We start from the raw sequence: 16,037 nt of genomic DNA on the forward strand, positions 1-16,037 counted from the left end.
CCAATTGTGGTGGCAAAAGATGAACATCCACGTGCCACCACAATTGAAGCTCTGACCAAGTTAAAACCCGTGGTCAAAGTTGAAGGTACTGTGACAGCGGGAAATGCCTCAGGTATTAACGATGGTGCAGCCGCTTTATTGATTGCGTCTGATGAAGCTGTTGAAAAATATAGTTTAAAACCACGTGCCAAAATCATAGGGGCAACCACTGTCGGTGTTGAACCTCGCATTATGGGCTTTGCCCCTGCACCTGCCATCAAAAAGCTACTCAAACAAGCCAATCTAACATTAGAGCAGATGGATGTGATTGAACTGAATGAAGCATTTTCAGCTCAAGCTTTGGCGGTTACTCGTGACCTAGGTCTTGAAGATGGTGCAACACATGTCAATCCAAATGGTGGTGCTATTGCATTAGGTCATCCGTTGGGTGCTTCGGGTGCACGTCTAGTCACCACAGCACTCAACCAACTTGAAGTAACAGGTGGTACATATGCGCTTTGCTCAATGTGTATTGGGGTCGGTCAAGGTATCGCTCTGATTATTAAAAAAATTTAAAAAAAATTTTAGGAATATCTATTATGAGCCAGTTATATGCCAGCTTATTTTACCAAAAAGAGGTGACTGAAATTTTCAGTGATCGTGCATTGGTGTCTTACATGATTGAGGCTGAAGTTGCCTTGGCAAAAGCACAGGCTCAGGTTGGTATCATTCCTGAATCTGCCGCAATCGCAATATCTCAAATTACCCATACTGCGATTAATCAAATTGATTTTGATGCTTTAGCGATTGCAACAGGTTTGGCTGGTAATATCGCGATTCCTTTTGTGAAGCAATTGACTGCAATTGTGAAACAAAGCGATGTAGATGCTGCACGTTATGTACATTGGGGTGCAACCAGTCAAGATATTTTAGATACTGCCTGTATTCTGCAATGTCGAACAGCACTGAAACTGATTGAGTCTTTAATTCATCAATGTTACCGCACTGCATTGAATCAAGCTGAACAATATCGCTCGCAAGTGATGATTGGACGCACATGGTTACAACAAGGCTTACCGATTACTTTGGGGCATAAATTCGCACGCTGGGCTTCGGCATTTCATCGTGATTTAGCACGTATTGAAGCCATGAAAGCGCGTGTCTTCACGGCGCAATTGGGTGGAGCTGTTGGTTCATTGGCTTCATTACAAACTCAAGGAACAGCGGTCATTCATGCATTTTCAGCACAGCTACAACTGACAGTACCGAACTGTACATGGCATGGTGAGCGCGATCGAATTGTTGAGATCTCAAGTGTTTTAGCGATGGTGACAGGCAATTTGGGAAAAATGGCGCGTGACTGGTCATTGATGATGCAAACTGAAATTGCAGAAGGATTTGAGCCTGCAGCGAAAGGGCGTGGTGGGTCATCAACAATGCCACATAAACGTAATCCTGTTGCTGCTGCTTCCGTTCTGGCAGCAGCTAATCGTGTTCCAGTTTTGATGTCGAGTTTATATCAAAGTATGGTACAGGAACATGAGCGTAGCATAGGCGGATGGCATGCAGAATGGCTAGCATTACCTGAAATTTTCCAACTTTGTGCGGGTGCTTTAGAGCGTACTTTAGATGTTTTACAAGGGATGCAAATCAATGCTGAAAATATGCAACGTAATCTAGATTGCACACAGGGTTTGATTATGGCCGAAGCTGTGATGATGGCTTTGGCACCGCATATGGGGCGCTTACAGGCACATCATGTGGTTGAAGCTGCATGCAAAACGGCGGTTGAAAAAGGTGTTCACTTAAAAGAGGTCATTACTGAACTCGATCCAGTCAAGGCCTATTTTAGTGCAATTCAGATTTCAGAAATTTTTAAACCTGCATTATATCTCGGCAATATTCAAGATCAGATTGATGCAGTTCTGCAGGAAGCAAAAGGAGAGGCAAAGTGAATATCACGATGACCAATCGTCAAGGCAAAACTTTATCCGTGGCAATCAGTGGGCAAGACAATGCACCAGTGATTATGTTTTCAAATTCATTGGGCACAGATAAAGACATGTGGCAACCCCAAGTTGTCGCCTTTGAACAACAGTTTAAAGTGGTGACTTATGACACCCGTGGTCATGGGGAAAGTGATGTGATTGAGCAGACCACTGTACAAAATCTTGCAGAAGATGTGATCGATATTTTGAACGATTTAAACATTGAAAAAGCACATTTCTGCGGTATTTCAATGGGTGGCATGACGGCTTTGTTGTTAGGTATTCACCATGCAGATCGTTTTCATAGCATCACTGTTGCGAATTCAGCAGCCAAAATTTGGAATGAAGACGGTTGGAATGCGCGTGCAGATACTGTGACGGCCAATGGCTTAGTAGACTTGGTTGCGACTACGCACACACGTTGGTTTAGTGAGCAGTTTGATTATCAACACGATGCTTTGGCTCAACGTACCATTCAGTCTTTAGCGACTACGTCAGCATTGGGTTATGCAGAATCTTGCCGAGCGCTTGCGCAAGCAGATCTATCTACTCGAATTCAACAGATTCACATTCCAACTTTAGTAATTGCAGGCGCATTTGACCCTGTCACGACAGTGGCAGATGGCATCTATATGCAAGAACAGATTCAAAATAGTGAATTAGCGGTGATTGATGCATCGCATCTGTCCAATATTGAGCAACCTGAGCTGTTTAATCAAGCTCTCAGTCAGTTTATTGGATCTATTCAATAGTTTAAGAATTTTTAAAAGGACTTTCAGCCCAAGGAGGCAGGTATGGCGTCTCAGGAATACGCTACTCAAAAAACGAGTATAGACGCACAAGCACTGATTAATGATGCACCGATTAGCAAATATCAGTGGTTGATCGCAATTGTATGTTTTCTCATTGTTTTTGTTGACGGTATTGATACTGCTGCAATGGGTTTTATTGCTCCAGCTTTAGCACAAGACTGGGGGATAGACCGCTCGCAACTGGGGCCAGTCATGAGTGCGGCTTTAGGTGGGATGATTATTGGCGCTTTGGTGTCTGGTCCAACTGCTGACCGCTTTGGGCGAAAGATTGTTTTAAGTGTTTCGATGCTGATTTTTGGTGGCTTTACTTTGGCATCGGCCTATGCGGCTGATTTAAATACCTTGGTGGTACTACGCTTTTTAACGGGTATTGGTTTAGGTGCAGCGATGCCGAATGCAACCACACTATTTTCTGAATATTGCCCACAACGATCTCGTTCGTTACTCGTGACCTGTATGTTCTGTGGTTACAACTTAGGTATGGCGACAGGTGGCTTCATCAGCAGTTGGTTGATCCCAACCTTTGGTTGGCACAGCTTATTCTTATTGGGCGGTTGGTCTCCACTGATCTTGATGTTTGTGGTGGTTTTCTTCCTACCAGAATCATATCGTTTCTTGATTGTTAAAGGACGTGATAAGGCAAAAGTTCATCAAATTTTGTCACGTATTGCACCAACTCAAGTAGAGGGTGCAACTGAATTTCATGTGCCTGAAGAAAAAACTGACGATGCGAAGAAGAAAGGCGTGTTTAGCATGTTGTTCTCTCAGAAATATGTCAAAGGTACGGTTTTATTGTGGCTGACCTATTTTATGGGTTTGGTGATGATTTATCTGCTCACCAGTTGGTTGCCAACTTTGATGCGTGAAACTGGTGCAACCATGGAACGTGCTGCATTTATTGGTGGTTTATTCCAGTTTGGCGGTGTGCTCAGTGCATTATTTATTGGTTGGGCAATGGATCGTTTCAACCCGAATCGGATTATTGCATGTTTTTACTTTGTCGCAGGGATTTTTGCATTTGCCGTAGGACAGAACTTAGCTAATCCAACATTACTTGCCATTTTAGTGCTTTGTGCAGGAGTTGCGATTAATGGTGCGCAGTCGGCAATGCCTGCACTAAGTGCTCGTTTTTATCCAACTCAGTGCCGTGCAACAGGTATTGCGTGGATGTCGGGTATTGGTCGTTTTGGCGCGGTATTTGGTGCATGGATCGGCGCAGTTTTACTGGGTAATGATTGGTCATTTACCGCCATTTTAAGCTTGCTCTTAATTCCAGCAACAGCAGCAGCAGTCGCTATTTTTGTTAAATCACTGGTCGCACATACCGATGCGACTTAATTGAGGTTTCTCCTATGAATGATGAACAACGTTATGAACAAGGAATTACCGTACGCACTGAAGTACTGGGTGAAAAGCATGTAGGTCGTTCACTTGAAAATTTGAATGATTTTAATACTGACTTTCAAAATTTTATTAGTCGTTTTGCGTGGGGCGAAGTCTGGTCTAGACCAGGGATGCCACGTCACACCCGTAGCTTAGTCACGATTGCTGTGTTATTGGCATTGGGTCGTGAAGATGAACTTCGTATGCATTTACGTGCTTGTTTTAACAATGGTGTGACCAAAGACGATTTAAAAGAGTTGATATTGCACTGCTCACTTTATGCTGGTTTACCCGCAGCCAATGCAGCCATGCACATGGCAGAAGAAGTTTTTGCAGATTTGGGCATTGCTCCGCAAAAACTGAGCGAGCAGCAGCTCAGCCAAGAACAAACTAATCAAGAGTAATGGAACAAGATTTAGAGGGACGTCACATGTCGCAAATTACTTTAGGTGCTTATGCACAACGCAATACAGAAGATCATCCGCCAGCATATGCACCAGGCTATAAAACCAGTGTATTACGCTCGCCAAAAAATGCTTTGATTTCGATTGCAGAAACTTTAACAGAAGTGACTTCACCACAGTTTAGTGCCGAACAGTTTGGGCCTAAAGATAACGATTTGATTTTAAATTATGCCAAAGAAGCTTTACCGATCGGTGAGCGCATTATTGTGCATGGCTATGTTCGTGATCAATTTGGTCGCCCTGTAAAAAATGCTTTGCTCGAAGTGTGGCAAGCCAATGCTTCTGGTCGTTATCGCCATCCAAATGATCAGTTTATTGGTGCGATGGATCCAAACTTTGGCGGCTGTGGTCGCATGATGACCGATGTAAATGGATATTTTGTATTTCGCACCATCAAGCCAGGTCCATATCCTTGGCGTAACCGTATTAATGAATGGCGTCCTGCGCATATCCATTTTTCATTACTTGCTGATGGGTGGGCACAGCGACTCATTTCACAGTTCTATTTTCAAGGCGATACATTGATTGATTCGTGTCCGATTATTAAAACCATTCCTTCAGAAGAACAACGTCGCGCACTGATTGCTCTTGAAGACAAGAGTAACTTTATTGAAGCAGACAGTCGTTGTTATCGTTTTGACATCACTTTACGTGGGCGTCGTGCGACTTATTTTGAAAATGATTTGACTTAATTCAGGGAGAACAACATGAACCATTGGAACTTTCAAGAGTTGCATGAAACTCCATCTCAAACAGGTGGGCCATATGTACACATTGGTTTGTTGCCACAACAAGCAAACATCGAAGTATTTAAAAATAATTTTAACAATCAGTTAGTTCAAGAAAAAACATTAGGCGAACGTATTCGCTTAGAAGGTCAAGTGTTTGACGGCTTAGGTTTACCACTACGTGATGTTTTGATTGAAATTTGGCAGGCGGATGCCAACGGTGTGTATCCAAGTGCGGAGGATATTCAAGGTAAAGTAGCCGATCCACACTTCCATGGTTGGGGACGTACAGGCGCAGATTTCGAAACTGGTTTTTGGAGTTTCAATACCATTAAACCGGGTTCAGTTTTAGGACGTAAAGGGACAACTCAGGCACCTCATATTGCACTGATTATCTTTGCTCGCGGAATTAACATTGGCTTGAATACCCGTGTGTATTTTGAAGATGAAGCCCAAGCTAATGCACAAGATCCTGTACTGAAAGGTATTGAGTGGGCACCTCGTCGTCAAACCCTCATCGCAAAACGTGAAGAGCGGGATGGTGAGGTGGTGTACCGCTTTGATATTCGTGTTCAAGGTGAAGATGAAACTGTCTTTTTAGATATCTAAGCCAAACTAAACGTAAAACAATTTATATCAATGAGAGAAAAATGTTTATACGTGGTGATGGCATGATCCATTTCATCCATCCCACGTATATTTGCTCTTGATGACAGAAGAAGACTATTGAAAATACAAGGAAATGTAATAATGAAGATTAAAAAAATTGCAATGCAACTTTGCTTAAGTAGTGCTGTTTTAGCCGCAATGCCTACGGTATTTTCAGCCGAAGTTGTTCCTACGACACAACATTATATGGTAAAAAATCTCAATATTGGTGACTTACCTGTCAAAACTATTGTACCGATTACCGCAAAAACAGCAGAGCAAGCCATTGCTCAAGCGCAAGTTATTGCTAGTAATCCAAATGCAGACGTAGCTGAATTTCGCATCGATTTATTGGAATTCTCTGCCGACACCCAAAAAGTCATCGCACTTGGTCAGCAACTCAATCAAATTTTAAAAGAGAAACCCTTAATTGCCACCATTCGTACTCATAACGAAGGCGGGAAAATGACGGTGTCTGACCAAGACTATGAAAAGATTTATAGCGACTACCTGAAAAAGCCATTTATGCAATTGCTCGATATTGAAATGTTTCGAGATGTAGGCAGTATAACGAAATTAATCAAATTGGCGCATAACAAGAACGTGTTGGTGATTATGTCGAATCATGATTTTGCAAAAACACCTGAGCAACAAGACATTGAAAATCGCTTGCTAAAACAAGATCAAATGGGTGCCGATATTCTTAAAATTGCGGTGATGCCCAAGTCAAAACAAGATGTCTTTACCCTCATGAATGCCACGCTGGCTGTAAGTCAAAAAAGTCAAAAACCATTGCTGACTATGTCGATGGGGCAGTTAGGGACGATTTCACGTGTCGCAACTGCCAATATGGGGGGCAGTTTAAGTTTCGGCATGATTGGTGAAGCCTCTGCGCCGGGTCAAATTGATGTGACTCAACTCAAACAGTTATTGAAAACAGTACAGCCAACCCCTTAAATGCACTGTGTTATTTATATTCATGGATAGAAAAGGATTTAAAATATGAAACCATCAACCTTACGTTTGACCACATTAGTATTGAGTTTAGCTACTTCAGGTTTAGTCAGTGCAGAAACCTATGTGGTAGACCGCTATCAGGATGATACGGCAAAAGGGTCCCTACGTTGGGCAATTGAACAATCCAATTCCAATACTGCACAAGAAAATGAAATTCTCATCCAAGCGGTAGGACAAGCACCCTATGCCATTAAACTGAATCAGCCTTTACCACCAATTAAATCTTCAGTGAAGATCATTGGAACGCAATGGGATAAAACAGGCGAGTTTATTGCGCTTGATGGTTCAAACTATATTAAAGGTGAGGGTGCTAAAGCATGTCCAGGAGCAAATCCTGAACAGTATGGGACTAATGTCCGTACCATGACCTTACCAGGTTTAGTCCTGCAAGATGTAAATGGTATAACGCTAAAAGGTCTTGATATTCATCGTTTCTGTATTGGCGTTTTGGTGAACCGTTCAAGTAATAACTTGATTCAAAATAACCGTATTAGTAATAACTATGGTGGTTCAGGTGTGATGCTGACGGGTGATGATGGTAAGGGTAATCCAACCTCGACGACTACCAATAATAACAAAGTTTTGAATAACCTGTTTGTGGATAATGGCGATGGTCTTGAGCTTACCCGTGGTGCAGCATTTAACCTTATAGCGAATAACTTGTTCACCTCAACCAAAGTTAATCCTGAGCCATCTCAAGGTATTGAAATTCTGTGGGGCAATGACAATGCAGTCGTTGGGAACAAATTTGAAAACTATTCGGATGGTTTGCAAATTAACTGGGGGAAGCGTAATTACATTGCTTATAATGAACTGACTAATAACTCAATTGGCTTTAATCTCACAGGTGATGGCAACATTTTTGACAGCAATAGAGTCCATGGGAACCGTCTGGGTATTGCAATACGTTCAGAAAAAGATGTCAATGCCCGCACAACCTTGACCAAAAATTTAATATGGAATAATGGCAAAGATATTAAACGCTGTGAAGCGGGTGGTACGTGTGTATCCAATCAACGTTTAGGCTCAATTGTGTTTGCAGTGCCAGCGCTAGAGCATGCAGGTTTTGTCGGTTCTCGTGGTGGTGGTGTGGTTATTGAGGATGCGAAACTTCAAAAAACCTGTACCCAGCCGAATGAACAAGGCTGTAACGCGATCCCAAACCAAAACATTCAAGCACCACGTTTAAGTTATAGCAAAGGTCAAGTCACTGCTACAGTTCAAGCACAACCGAATCAACGCTATCAGGTTGAGTTCTTTGCAAATCCTCAAACGAAGAGTCAAGAAGCAGAGCAATATTTAGGTACTCAAGTTGTGATGACAAATGCGCAAGGTCAAGGTCAAGCAATCTGGAAGGTGGCAAGTGGTCTGGCTAGTGTCACCGCCAATATGACCGACCATTTAGGTGCAACTTCTGAATTGAGCTCAGCCATTCATATTAAATAATAAAAATCGCATGGAAAGTTCACTTGAGTTGAGCTTTCCTCACAAAAAAAGGATATTTGGTTATGCAACAACAATTATTAAAACCATCAATTTTAAAAACACATTTTGTAAAAATTGGTACATTATCTTTGGCTTTACTTTGTTGTCAATTTACTTCAGCCAATGAGTTTTATTCGGCAGATCGTCAATGGTTATTCGGTGATTGGAACGGTGAGCGGAAGCAACTAGAAGATCAAGGTTATAAATTTACAGCTTCGATTATGAGTCAAGCAGCGACCAATTTGGCTGGTGGTTATAATGATGACAGTAGTTTTGATAATGCTGCACAGTTGACCTTAGGTGCCAATTTTGATTTAAACAAAATTGCAGGTTGGGAAAATACTACCGCAGCAATTATGGTGACTAAACGTGATGGTAATGCCTTAACGCTTGAACGAATTAAAGACCCTCGTGCAAGTACGTTAGGCAACAGCCAAGAAATTTATGGTCGTGGCAAAATTTGGCGCTTAACTCAAGCATGGATCAAAACTGGTTTTGACGACAACAATGTCCAATTTAAGATTGGTCGTATGGGCATGTCCGATGACTTTAACAGCTCACAATGTGAATTTCAGAACTTACTTTTGTGTGGTGGGCAGCTTGGAAAATCCATCGGTTCGATTTGGTATAACTGGCCTGTTAGCTTATGGGGCACCAATGTTAAATACCAATTTGCACCAGACTGGTCACTTGGCGTTGGGGTCTATGAAGTCAACCCAGATAATGTCAAAACAGACTCGGACAGTGATGGCTTTAACCTAGATATGGACAATGTCGAAGGGGCCACCATTCCAGTTGAACTGGCATGGAAACCTAAACTTGCTACATTTAATGGTCTACAGGGCGAATATAAATTCGGTGCACTGTATTCCACAGCAGAAGCTAAAGATGTAGGTACGTCAGGAATAATTCACGATGGTAAATATAGTTTCTGGTTGAATGCTCAACAACAACTGACCCAACACGGGGCTGATCCTAAACGCGGTTTATATATCAGTTTTAATGGGGTCATCAATGACCGAGACACGACCGCTGTTGAAAGTACGCAACAGTTAGCACTTTGGTACAAAGGCCCTTTTGATAGCCGCCCAAATGATTCCATCGGTTTTGGATTGGCTAACTATGTGGTAAATGACCGTGTGACGAACAAGCAAATAGCCACCAACGAAGGCCGTGGTTATTACCGTTATGACGCGCTTGCCAACGATTATGTCCCAATTCAACATGACGAACTCAATGTTGAATTGAATTATACCTATCAGTGGTCACCTGCGGTAATGCTCAGACCCAACCTACAATATATCTATCAACCTTCTGGTGTAAAAGAAGTGGATGATGCTTGGGTGGCAGGTCTTAGCATTAAGATGAATTTTTAATCGTATTTAAAGTGAAAGAGTGTTTAAAATGTAAGCGATACTGTTGCTGAATTTAAACACTCTTTTTTCATTGTTGAAGCAAGTTAATTGTGGATGCTCAAAAGTTTGGATGTGATATGAATGATGCTCAAAATAAAGTAGGAGAGATCATTTAAAACACAGCATTTGGAGTAAAAAGTATGTCCGAAGCGCAATCTCAACCCATATTTAAAATATGGTGCTTTATATTAGGTTTGGCTTTATTGCTAACTGGCTTATTTTATTTAATCGGTGGTGGAAAACTGATTAGTCTAGGTGGTTCATGGTATTTCCTGATAGCAGGTTTATTGACCATCATTTCAGCAGTGTTTATTTTTAGAAAAAAAACATTGGGTGTCTGGATATTTGCATTGGTTTTTCTAGGAACTATTATCTGGGCAGTGTTTGATGCGGGTTGGGATTTTTGGGCACTCCATTCACGTTTAATGTTCCCTGCGGGATTATTTGCTGCACTATGTTTTACTTTACCTTTTATTCGTAAGTACCAATTTCAAATTGCACCATCAGCACCAGCATATGCCTTAGGTGGTTTGACGGTGTTAGGCATGCTCGGTGGTTTATATGGTATGTTTATTCCACACCCAACGGTGAAAGCCAATGGTGAAGAACTACCACTCGTGCCTGTAACAGCGCAAACTCAACAAGTGAACTGGTCACACTATGGTAATGATGCTGGTGGGAGTCGTTTTGCTGCACTGGATCAGATTAACCGTAATAATGTGTCCAAGCTAAAGGAAGCATGGCGTTTTCAAACAGGAGATATGACCTCAGGTACAGGTAATGGTGCAGAAGACCAGCTCACCCCTTTACAGGTTGGTGAGAAAGTCTTTTTATGTACACCGCATAACAACATCATTGCCTTAGATGCAGACTCAGGTAAACAAATTTGGAAAGCCGAAGTAAACTCTAAAGCCGATGCTTGGGAACGGTGTCGTGGTGTAGGTTACTTTGACTCAACTCAAGCCTTGGTGCAACCAACTTTAACAGGCGCTAATGCTGTTACTTTGGTCGCAAATAATACTGCATGTCCACGTCGTGTTTATACCAATACCCCTGATGGTCGTTTAATTGCCGTCAATGCAGATACGGGCGAACGCTGTAAAGACTTTGGTGTCGATGGAACAGTGAACTTATTGGAAGGTCTAGGCGCGGGCACGCAAGCACCTCGTTTTGAGGTGACCTCGGCGCCAACCATTGCAGGTACTAGCATCATCGTCGGGAGTCGTATTGCTGATAACTTTGCAGCGGATATGCCAGGTGGCGTTATCCGTGCCTATGATGTGATTACTGGACAACTACGTTGGGCCTTTGATCCACGCAATTCAAATCCAAACTATGTATTAAAACCAGGTGAAATTTATAAACGTAGTTCAGCTAACTCTTGGGCTGCAATGTCTTATGACCCGAAAATGAACGCTGTATTCTTACCGATGGGAAGTTCATCAGTCGATGTGTGGGGCGGAAACCGTCAACCTGTGGATCATAAATACAATTCTTCTGTTCTGGCTTTAGATGCAACCACAGGTAAAGAAAAGTGGGTTTATCAAACCGTTCACAATGATCTCTGGGATTTCGATTTACCGATGCAACCAAGTTTGATCGATTTTCCAATGCAAAACGGACAAACCAAACCTGCTGTTGTAATAGGAACCAAGTCAGGTCAGTTCTTTGTACTTGACCGTGTTACTGGTCAACCACTAACTAAAGTAGTAGAGCAATCTGTAAAAGCGGCAGATATTCCTGATGAACAGTACAGTTTAACCCAACCACGTTCAGTTGAAATGCCACAAATTGGTAATCAAACCTTGACTGAATCGGATATGTGGGGCGCAACGCCATTTGATCAATTAATGTGCCGTATTAATTTTAAATCGATGCGTTATGATGGTCTATTCACGGCACCGGGTTCTGACATTTCTTTAAGTTTTCCGGGTTCATTAGGTGGTATGAACTGGGGCAGTATTGCATTTGACCCAACGCATCGTTATATGTTTGTCAACGACATGCGCCTAGGTTTGTGGATTCAGCTAATTAAACAAACGCCTGAAGACTTGAAACTTGAAGCTAGCGGTGGAGAGAAGGTTAATACTGGGATGGGGGCAGTACCAATGAAAGGCACACCGTATAAAGTAAATAAAAACCGCTTTATGTCGGTACTAGGCATTCCATGTCAAAAACCACCTTTCGGGACCATGACTGCGATTGATATGAAAACGCGTCAAGTGGCTTGGCAGATACCTTTAGGCACAGTTGAAGATACAGGTCCAATGGGTATTAAAATGGGTTTAAAAGCACCGATTGGTATGCCAACCATTGGTGGTCCAATGGCGACACAAGGTGGTTTAGTATTCTTTGCTGCAACGCAAGACTTCTACTTACGTGCTTTCAATTCATCAAATGGTGAAGAATTATGGAAAGCGCGTTTACCTGTGGGTAGCCAAGGTACACCAATGAGCTACATTTCTCCAAAAACAGGCAAGCAATATGTGGTCATTTCCGCAGGTGGGGCACGTCAGTCACCTGATCATGGCGATTATGTGATTGCATATGCTTTAGAAAAGTAATGTATTGATAGACTCAAAGGGATTGATCTTTTTTATAAATCAAAAATCAACCATGTAATTGGTTGATTTTTGGATTTTTTCAGCATTTATAGTACAAAACATAATTCACTATAAGATTTGGCAAGTTCTAGATTTAGTCACAGTATTATTTAGGAGAGTGGTAGCAGTCCAACCACTAATTCAAAGGTGTTTACAAAATTGGCGACTATTCAATAAGTGTAGATTATTATTTGATATAAAATAGTATGCTAAGGCTAGGTTTTTGATAGCTACGATTTCTGTTTGGCTTTTTGGCGTAAGACATACAAATATAAGTTTTCTACTTTTTCACGTGCCCATGGTGTGGTACGTAAGAATCGCAATGATGATTTAACACTTGGATCTATACAGAAACATCTAATTTCAATTTTGCGATTTAAGCCTTCAAAGCCGCCGTAGTAATCCAATAATTCATCCAAAATATCAGTAAGTTTTTTGCCGTGTAAAGGGTCATTGGAGGTGTTCATAATAGATCAACCATATTTTGGGAGGGAATTATTATAACCTAAGCTAGTGGGAAAATGAGAGGCTTGGAATAATCTGGAGCTATACAATCTCACCTACAGAATCTAATGATGCTCTGAACAAAACCTATAACTATGTGTAAAGAGAGTCGAGATATAGATTTGATCATAAGACAGGACTAAACAGCTGTACTCATCAATAAATTTATGGAGCTAGGACGACCTCATAGCCAAGTAGTCTCTTAAATTTGAGGTGATATGGGAACTTTATTTTTAATTTTTTGTACAACAAAGCATTTTAATATTTAACTTATTTAAATAAATAGCAACAATAATAAATGAAAATGATTATAATTACGGTTTATGTTTGTATTTGTGGTTTTTGTGTCATGTGGTTTAATAAATCTACCTTAGCATTTTCAGTACTTGCCTTGATGGCAACTGCATCACAGGCTCAATCGGACTCTGATGTAGAGAAAACTCCTAGCATTAATCAATTGCCCGTCATTACTATACAGGCTGAAAATAGCGAAAAAGCCTATGCTGCACAAAAAGCTAGTGCAGTGCTTCGGTCAAGTGCCCCTTTATTTGAAACCGCACAGTCGATTAGTGTTCTTACGAATCAACAATTAGAACAGAAACAAGCCAAAACAGTTGCAGAGGCTTTAGATGGGGTTGCAGGGGTTACATCTGGGCAATATGGACGTCGGGGTTGGGATGATTTTATTATCCGTGGGCAAATTTCTAGTTCACAAACTTATATTGATGGATTACGTGTACAAGCATCAGACAATGTACTAAGAGCAGAAGATATTTCTGGGCTTGAGTCTATTGAAGTCGTAAAAGGTCCTACTTCTGTGGGCTTTGGATTGGCTTTGCCAGGAGGTCTTGTCAATTTGACCACTAAACGACCACAAGCAGAATCATTTTCACGTGCTGGTTTAAGTTATGGCAGCTATGGCTTAAAAGAAGGTACGTTTGACATTAACTATGCGCCTAACGAAACTGAAAAAGGCGCTTTTCGTGTAGTTGGACGAGTATCGGATCAAGATGATCCAACAGATTATGTTTATTTTAAAAATCAATATATTGCATCATCATATAATTTTGATTTAGACGATAAAGATGATTTATCAGTTATTGCTAGTTATCAGCATCGTGATTATATTCGTCAGCAGGGTATTCCCTATAGTAACGGTAATTATAAAAAGTATTCACCAAGCTTATTTTTTGGTGAGCCTGGTTATGGCTATGATGTAGATGTGTATCGGGTTGGCGCAAATTATGCGCATTACTTTGATAATGATTGGACTTTTAAACAAAATTTTGCAGTAACAAAAACGGATACAAAAGGGAATGCAATATTAGCATCAGGGACAAATACGCTACCAATCATTAAACGGGCAATTAACAATCAAGACAAGCAAGATACTAACTATACTTTAGATAATAACTTACAGCGTAATTTTGATTTCGGTTCTGTCAGCTATGATGTGATGGCTGGTGTAGATATGATGCGAGAGCGCAGTGATTATTATCGTCGAACAGATACGATTAATGATTTTAATGCGAATAATCCGAGCTATGGCAATGTTAGTATTAAAAAAATAGGCGCACCTAGTCAGGAAATTACCTATAGTCAATATGCAGGTTTATATCTACGAAATACCATTAAAATTGATGATCGCTGGATTATTGGATTGTCAGGTCGTCATGATTGGACTCAAGTTGAAATTGATAGTGTGTTAAAAAACACGACCACTAAAAATTCAGATAATGCTTTTACAGGCAATGCTTCAGTTATGTATCGCATCAATGATATGTTTGCACCCTATTTTAGTTATTCCACTTCATTTATGCCTGTAACTGATTCTGGTGAAAACGGCACCTTGCTCAATCCAGAGGAAGGTAAACAAGCAGAGGTAGGCATAAAGTTTCAGGCTTTGGATCAGCGCTTGCAAGGCTATATGGCATATTATGATTTGACCCGTAAAAATGTCACCGAATCAGATGCATCTGGAAATTTTTCAATTCAAACAGGGGAGCAAGTTACCCAAGGATTTGAAGCAGAACTTGCCGCAACATTAACTGAGCAATGGAATGTATCGGCAACATATAGTTATATTCCTACAGCAAAAGTCACTGAAAGCGTGATTGCTAGTGAGATTGGTAAACGAACTAATCATGTGCCTGAAAATGCAGGTTCATTATCTACTCAATATTATTTTAGTCCAGATAAGCTAGGGTGGAATATCGGAGCGGGTATTCGCTATCAAGGTTCACGTACGGCTCAACGCAATACAGATTTTGTATATTTGCCAAGTTACACATTGATTGACGTAAATGCAGGTTATGACGCGGAAAGTTGGGGCGCAGGCTTAAGCATTAAAAACTTATTTGATAAAGAATATTTGGCTGGAACAACGCCGAATGCTCAGTTGGTCAATTGGGGTGATCCAATGATGGTTCGTTTAAATGTGAAATTTAAATACTAAAATATCGAAAACTATTTTTAGTATAGCTAAGCTGTAGTCAACTTATTATTTCGTAATGCCCCAAGAAGGTTGAATAATGGCTTAGCTCTCTAGTAGGAAAAGTATTAACTAAAGAATACGCAAAATTAGATATTATTTAATCAGAATAGTGATTGATATTGGATTGGATTTTATAGCTAAAAATCTATTTTGAGCTACAGTATAAAAAATGATTTAGCTATAAAAATATGCCAAAATTTTACTCCGAAGATTTATGTGAAAGTGATGCAAGCGTATGATTCTACTGGACACAAATCAAAAGTATATATGACTTTCCATATTGCTCGTACAACATTGGATTTTGATTAAAAATAAATAAGAAAACTCGATCAACCAAAATTTGAAAATATGGGCAGCGCTTCAGTTATTCTGAGTCTAGCCATTGATTAAAACCTTTGTTAATAATATGCCATTTTCAACAAGCAAAAGATCTCATTCCGTTATTTAAGAGTCACTTCGCGTATGAAGTTTCATATAGTGTTCTAATATCAAGACTACATAAAATGGGATGGACTAT

Annotated in this window: 13 protein-coding genes; 12 read left to right on the plus strand and 1 reads right to left on the minus strand. The window is 40.7% G+C overall.

Going from position 1 to position 16,037, the window contains the following annotated elements; all coding sequences use genetic code 11:
* The 11 genes from FW754_RS13750 to FW754_RS13800 all read left to right on the plus strand — a co-directional run.
* Positions 1 to 555: thiolase family protein (locus tag FW754_RS13750; protein WP_446324944.1), on the plus strand; the 555-nt coding region annotated here is incomplete at its 5' end.
* A 23-nt stretch (positions 556 to 578) separates the two neighbouring features.
* Positions 579 to 1,934: a 3-carboxy-cis,cis-muconate cycloisomerase gene (pcaB, locus tag FW754_RS13755; protein ID WP_446324945.1), complete on the plus strand. Its 1,356-nt coding sequence runs from the start codon at positions 579 to 581 to the stop codon at positions 1,932 to 1,934.
* An 8-nt stretch (positions 1,935 to 1,942) separates the two neighbouring features.
* Positions 1,943 to 2,719: a 3-oxoadipate enol-lactonase gene (pcaD, locus tag FW754_RS13760; RefSeq protein ID WP_446324979.1), complete on the plus strand. Its 777-nt coding sequence runs from the start codon at positions 1,943 to 1,945 to the stop codon at positions 2,717 to 2,719.
* Positions 2,720 to 2,761: 42 nt separating this feature from the next.
* Positions 2,762 to 4,117, plus strand: coding sequence for an aromatic acid/H+ symport family MFS transporter (locus tag FW754_RS13765; protein ID WP_446324946.1), 1,356 nt, complete (start codon positions 2,762 to 2,764; stop codon positions 4,115 to 4,117).
* 14 nt (positions 4,118 to 4,131) lie between these two features.
* Positions 4,132 to 4,566, plus strand: coding sequence for a 4-carboxymuconolactone decarboxylase (gene pcaC / locus FW754_RS13770; protein ID WP_419348335.1), 435 nt, complete (start codon positions 4,132 to 4,134; stop codon positions 4,564 to 4,566).
* A gap of 26 nt (positions 4,567 to 4,592) precedes the next feature.
* Positions 4,593 to 5,318 carry a protocatechuate 3,4-dioxygenase subunit beta gene (gene pcaH / locus FW754_RS13775; protein ID WP_446324947.1) on the plus strand — a complete coding sequence of 242 codons (726 nt, stop codon included), beginning with the start codon at positions 4,593 to 4,595 and terminating at the stop codon, positions 5,316 to 5,318.
* 15 nt (positions 5,319 to 5,333) lie between these two features.
* A complete protein-coding gene (pcaG, locus tag FW754_RS13780; RefSeq protein WP_409510026.1) occupies positions 5,334 to 5,963 on the plus strand; it encodes a protocatechuate 3,4-dioxygenase subunit alpha in 630 nt (209 codons plus the stop codon).
* Positions 5,964 to 6,101: 138 nt separating this feature from the next.
* Positions 6,102 to 6,959, plus strand: a complete 858-nt coding sequence (gene aroD / locus FW754_RS13785; RefSeq protein ID WP_446324980.1) for a type I 3-dehydroquinate dehydratase — start codon at positions 6,102 to 6,104, stop codon at positions 6,957 to 6,959.
* A gap of 45 nt (positions 6,960 to 7,004) precedes the next feature.
* Positions 7,005 to 8,465, plus strand: a complete 1,461-nt coding sequence (locus tag FW754_RS13790; RefSeq protein ID WP_446324948.1) for a NosD domain-containing protein — start codon at positions 7,005 to 7,007, stop codon at positions 8,463 to 8,465.
* Positions 8,466 to 8,527: 62 nt separating this feature from the next.
* Positions 8,528 to 9,880: a carbohydrate porin gene (locus FW754_RS13795; RefSeq protein WP_446324949.1), complete on the plus strand. Its 1,353-nt coding sequence runs from the start codon at positions 8,528 to 8,530 to the stop codon at positions 9,878 to 9,880.
* Positions 9,881 to 10,059: 179 nt separating this feature from the next.
* The gene (locus FW754_RS13800; protein ID WP_409510029.1) at positions 10,060 to 12,483 is read left to right on the plus strand and encodes a glucose/quinate/shikimate family membrane-bound PQQ-dependent dehydrogenase; all 2,424 of its coding nucleotides are present in this window, start codon (positions 10,060 to 10,062) and stop codon (positions 12,481 to 12,483) included.
* Positions 12,484 to 12,752: 269 nt separating this feature from the next.
* Here the strand turns inward: FW754_RS13800 and FW754_RS13805 are convergent, their stop codons facing one another.
* Positions 12,753 to 12,989: a VF530 family protein gene (locus tag FW754_RS13805; protein WP_409510030.1), complete on the minus strand. Its 237-nt coding sequence runs from the start codon at positions 12,987 to 12,989 to the stop codon at positions 12,753 to 12,755.
* A 386-nt stretch (positions 12,990 to 13,375) separates the two neighbouring features.
* On the opposite strand from FW754_RS13805, the gene FW754_RS13810 reads away from it, so the two are divergent.
* On the plus strand, positions 13,376 to 15,481 hold the full coding sequence (locus FW754_RS13810; protein ID WP_446324950.1) for a TonB-dependent siderophore receptor: 2,106 nt from the start codon (positions 13,376 to 13,378) through the stop codon (positions 15,479 to 15,481).
* The last annotated feature ends 556 nt before the right edge of the window (positions 15,482 to 16,037 follow it).

It is taken from the genome of Acinetobacter sp. 1207_04 (assembly GCF_052850415.1).

Coding starts and splice junctions, on each gene's coding strand:
- pcaB (WP_446324945.1), top strand. CDS start 579: ATGAGCCAGTTATATGCCAGCTTATTTTACCAAAAAGAGGTGACTGAA.
- pcaD (WP_446324979.1), top strand. CDS start 1,943: ATGACCAATCGTCAAGGCAAAACTTTATCCGTGGCAATCAGTGGGCAA.
- FW754_RS13765 (WP_446324946.1), top strand. CDS start 2,762: ATGGCGTCTCAGGAATACGCTACTCAAAAAACGAGTATAGACGCACAA.
- pcaC (WP_419348335.1), top strand. CDS start 4,132: ATGAATGATGAACAACGTTATGAACAAGGAATTACCGTACGCACTGAA.
- pcaH (WP_446324947.1), top strand. CDS start 4,593: ATGTCGCAAATTACTTTAGGTGCTTATGCACAACGCAATACAGAAGAT.
- pcaG (WP_409510026.1), top strand. CDS start 5,334: ATGAACCATTGGAACTTTCAAGAGTTGCATGAAACTCCATCTCAAACA.
- FW754_RS13790 (WP_446324948.1), top strand. CDS start 7,005: ATGAAACCATCAACCTTACGTTTGACCACATTAGTATTGAGTTTAGCT.
- FW754_RS13795 (WP_446324949.1), top strand. CDS start 8,528: ATGCAACAACAATTATTAAAACCATCAATTTTAAAAACACATTTTGTA.
- FW754_RS13800 (WP_409510029.1), top strand. CDS start 10,060: ATGTCCGAAGCGCAATCTCAACCCATATTTAAAATATGGTGCTTTATA.
- FW754_RS13805 (WP_409510030.1), bottom strand. CDS start 12,989: ATGAACACCTCCAATGACCCTTTACACGGCAAAAAACTTACTGATATT.
- FW754_RS13810 (WP_446324950.1), top strand. CDS start 13,376: ATGTGGTTTAATAAATCTACCTTAGCATTTTCAGTACTTGCCTTGATG.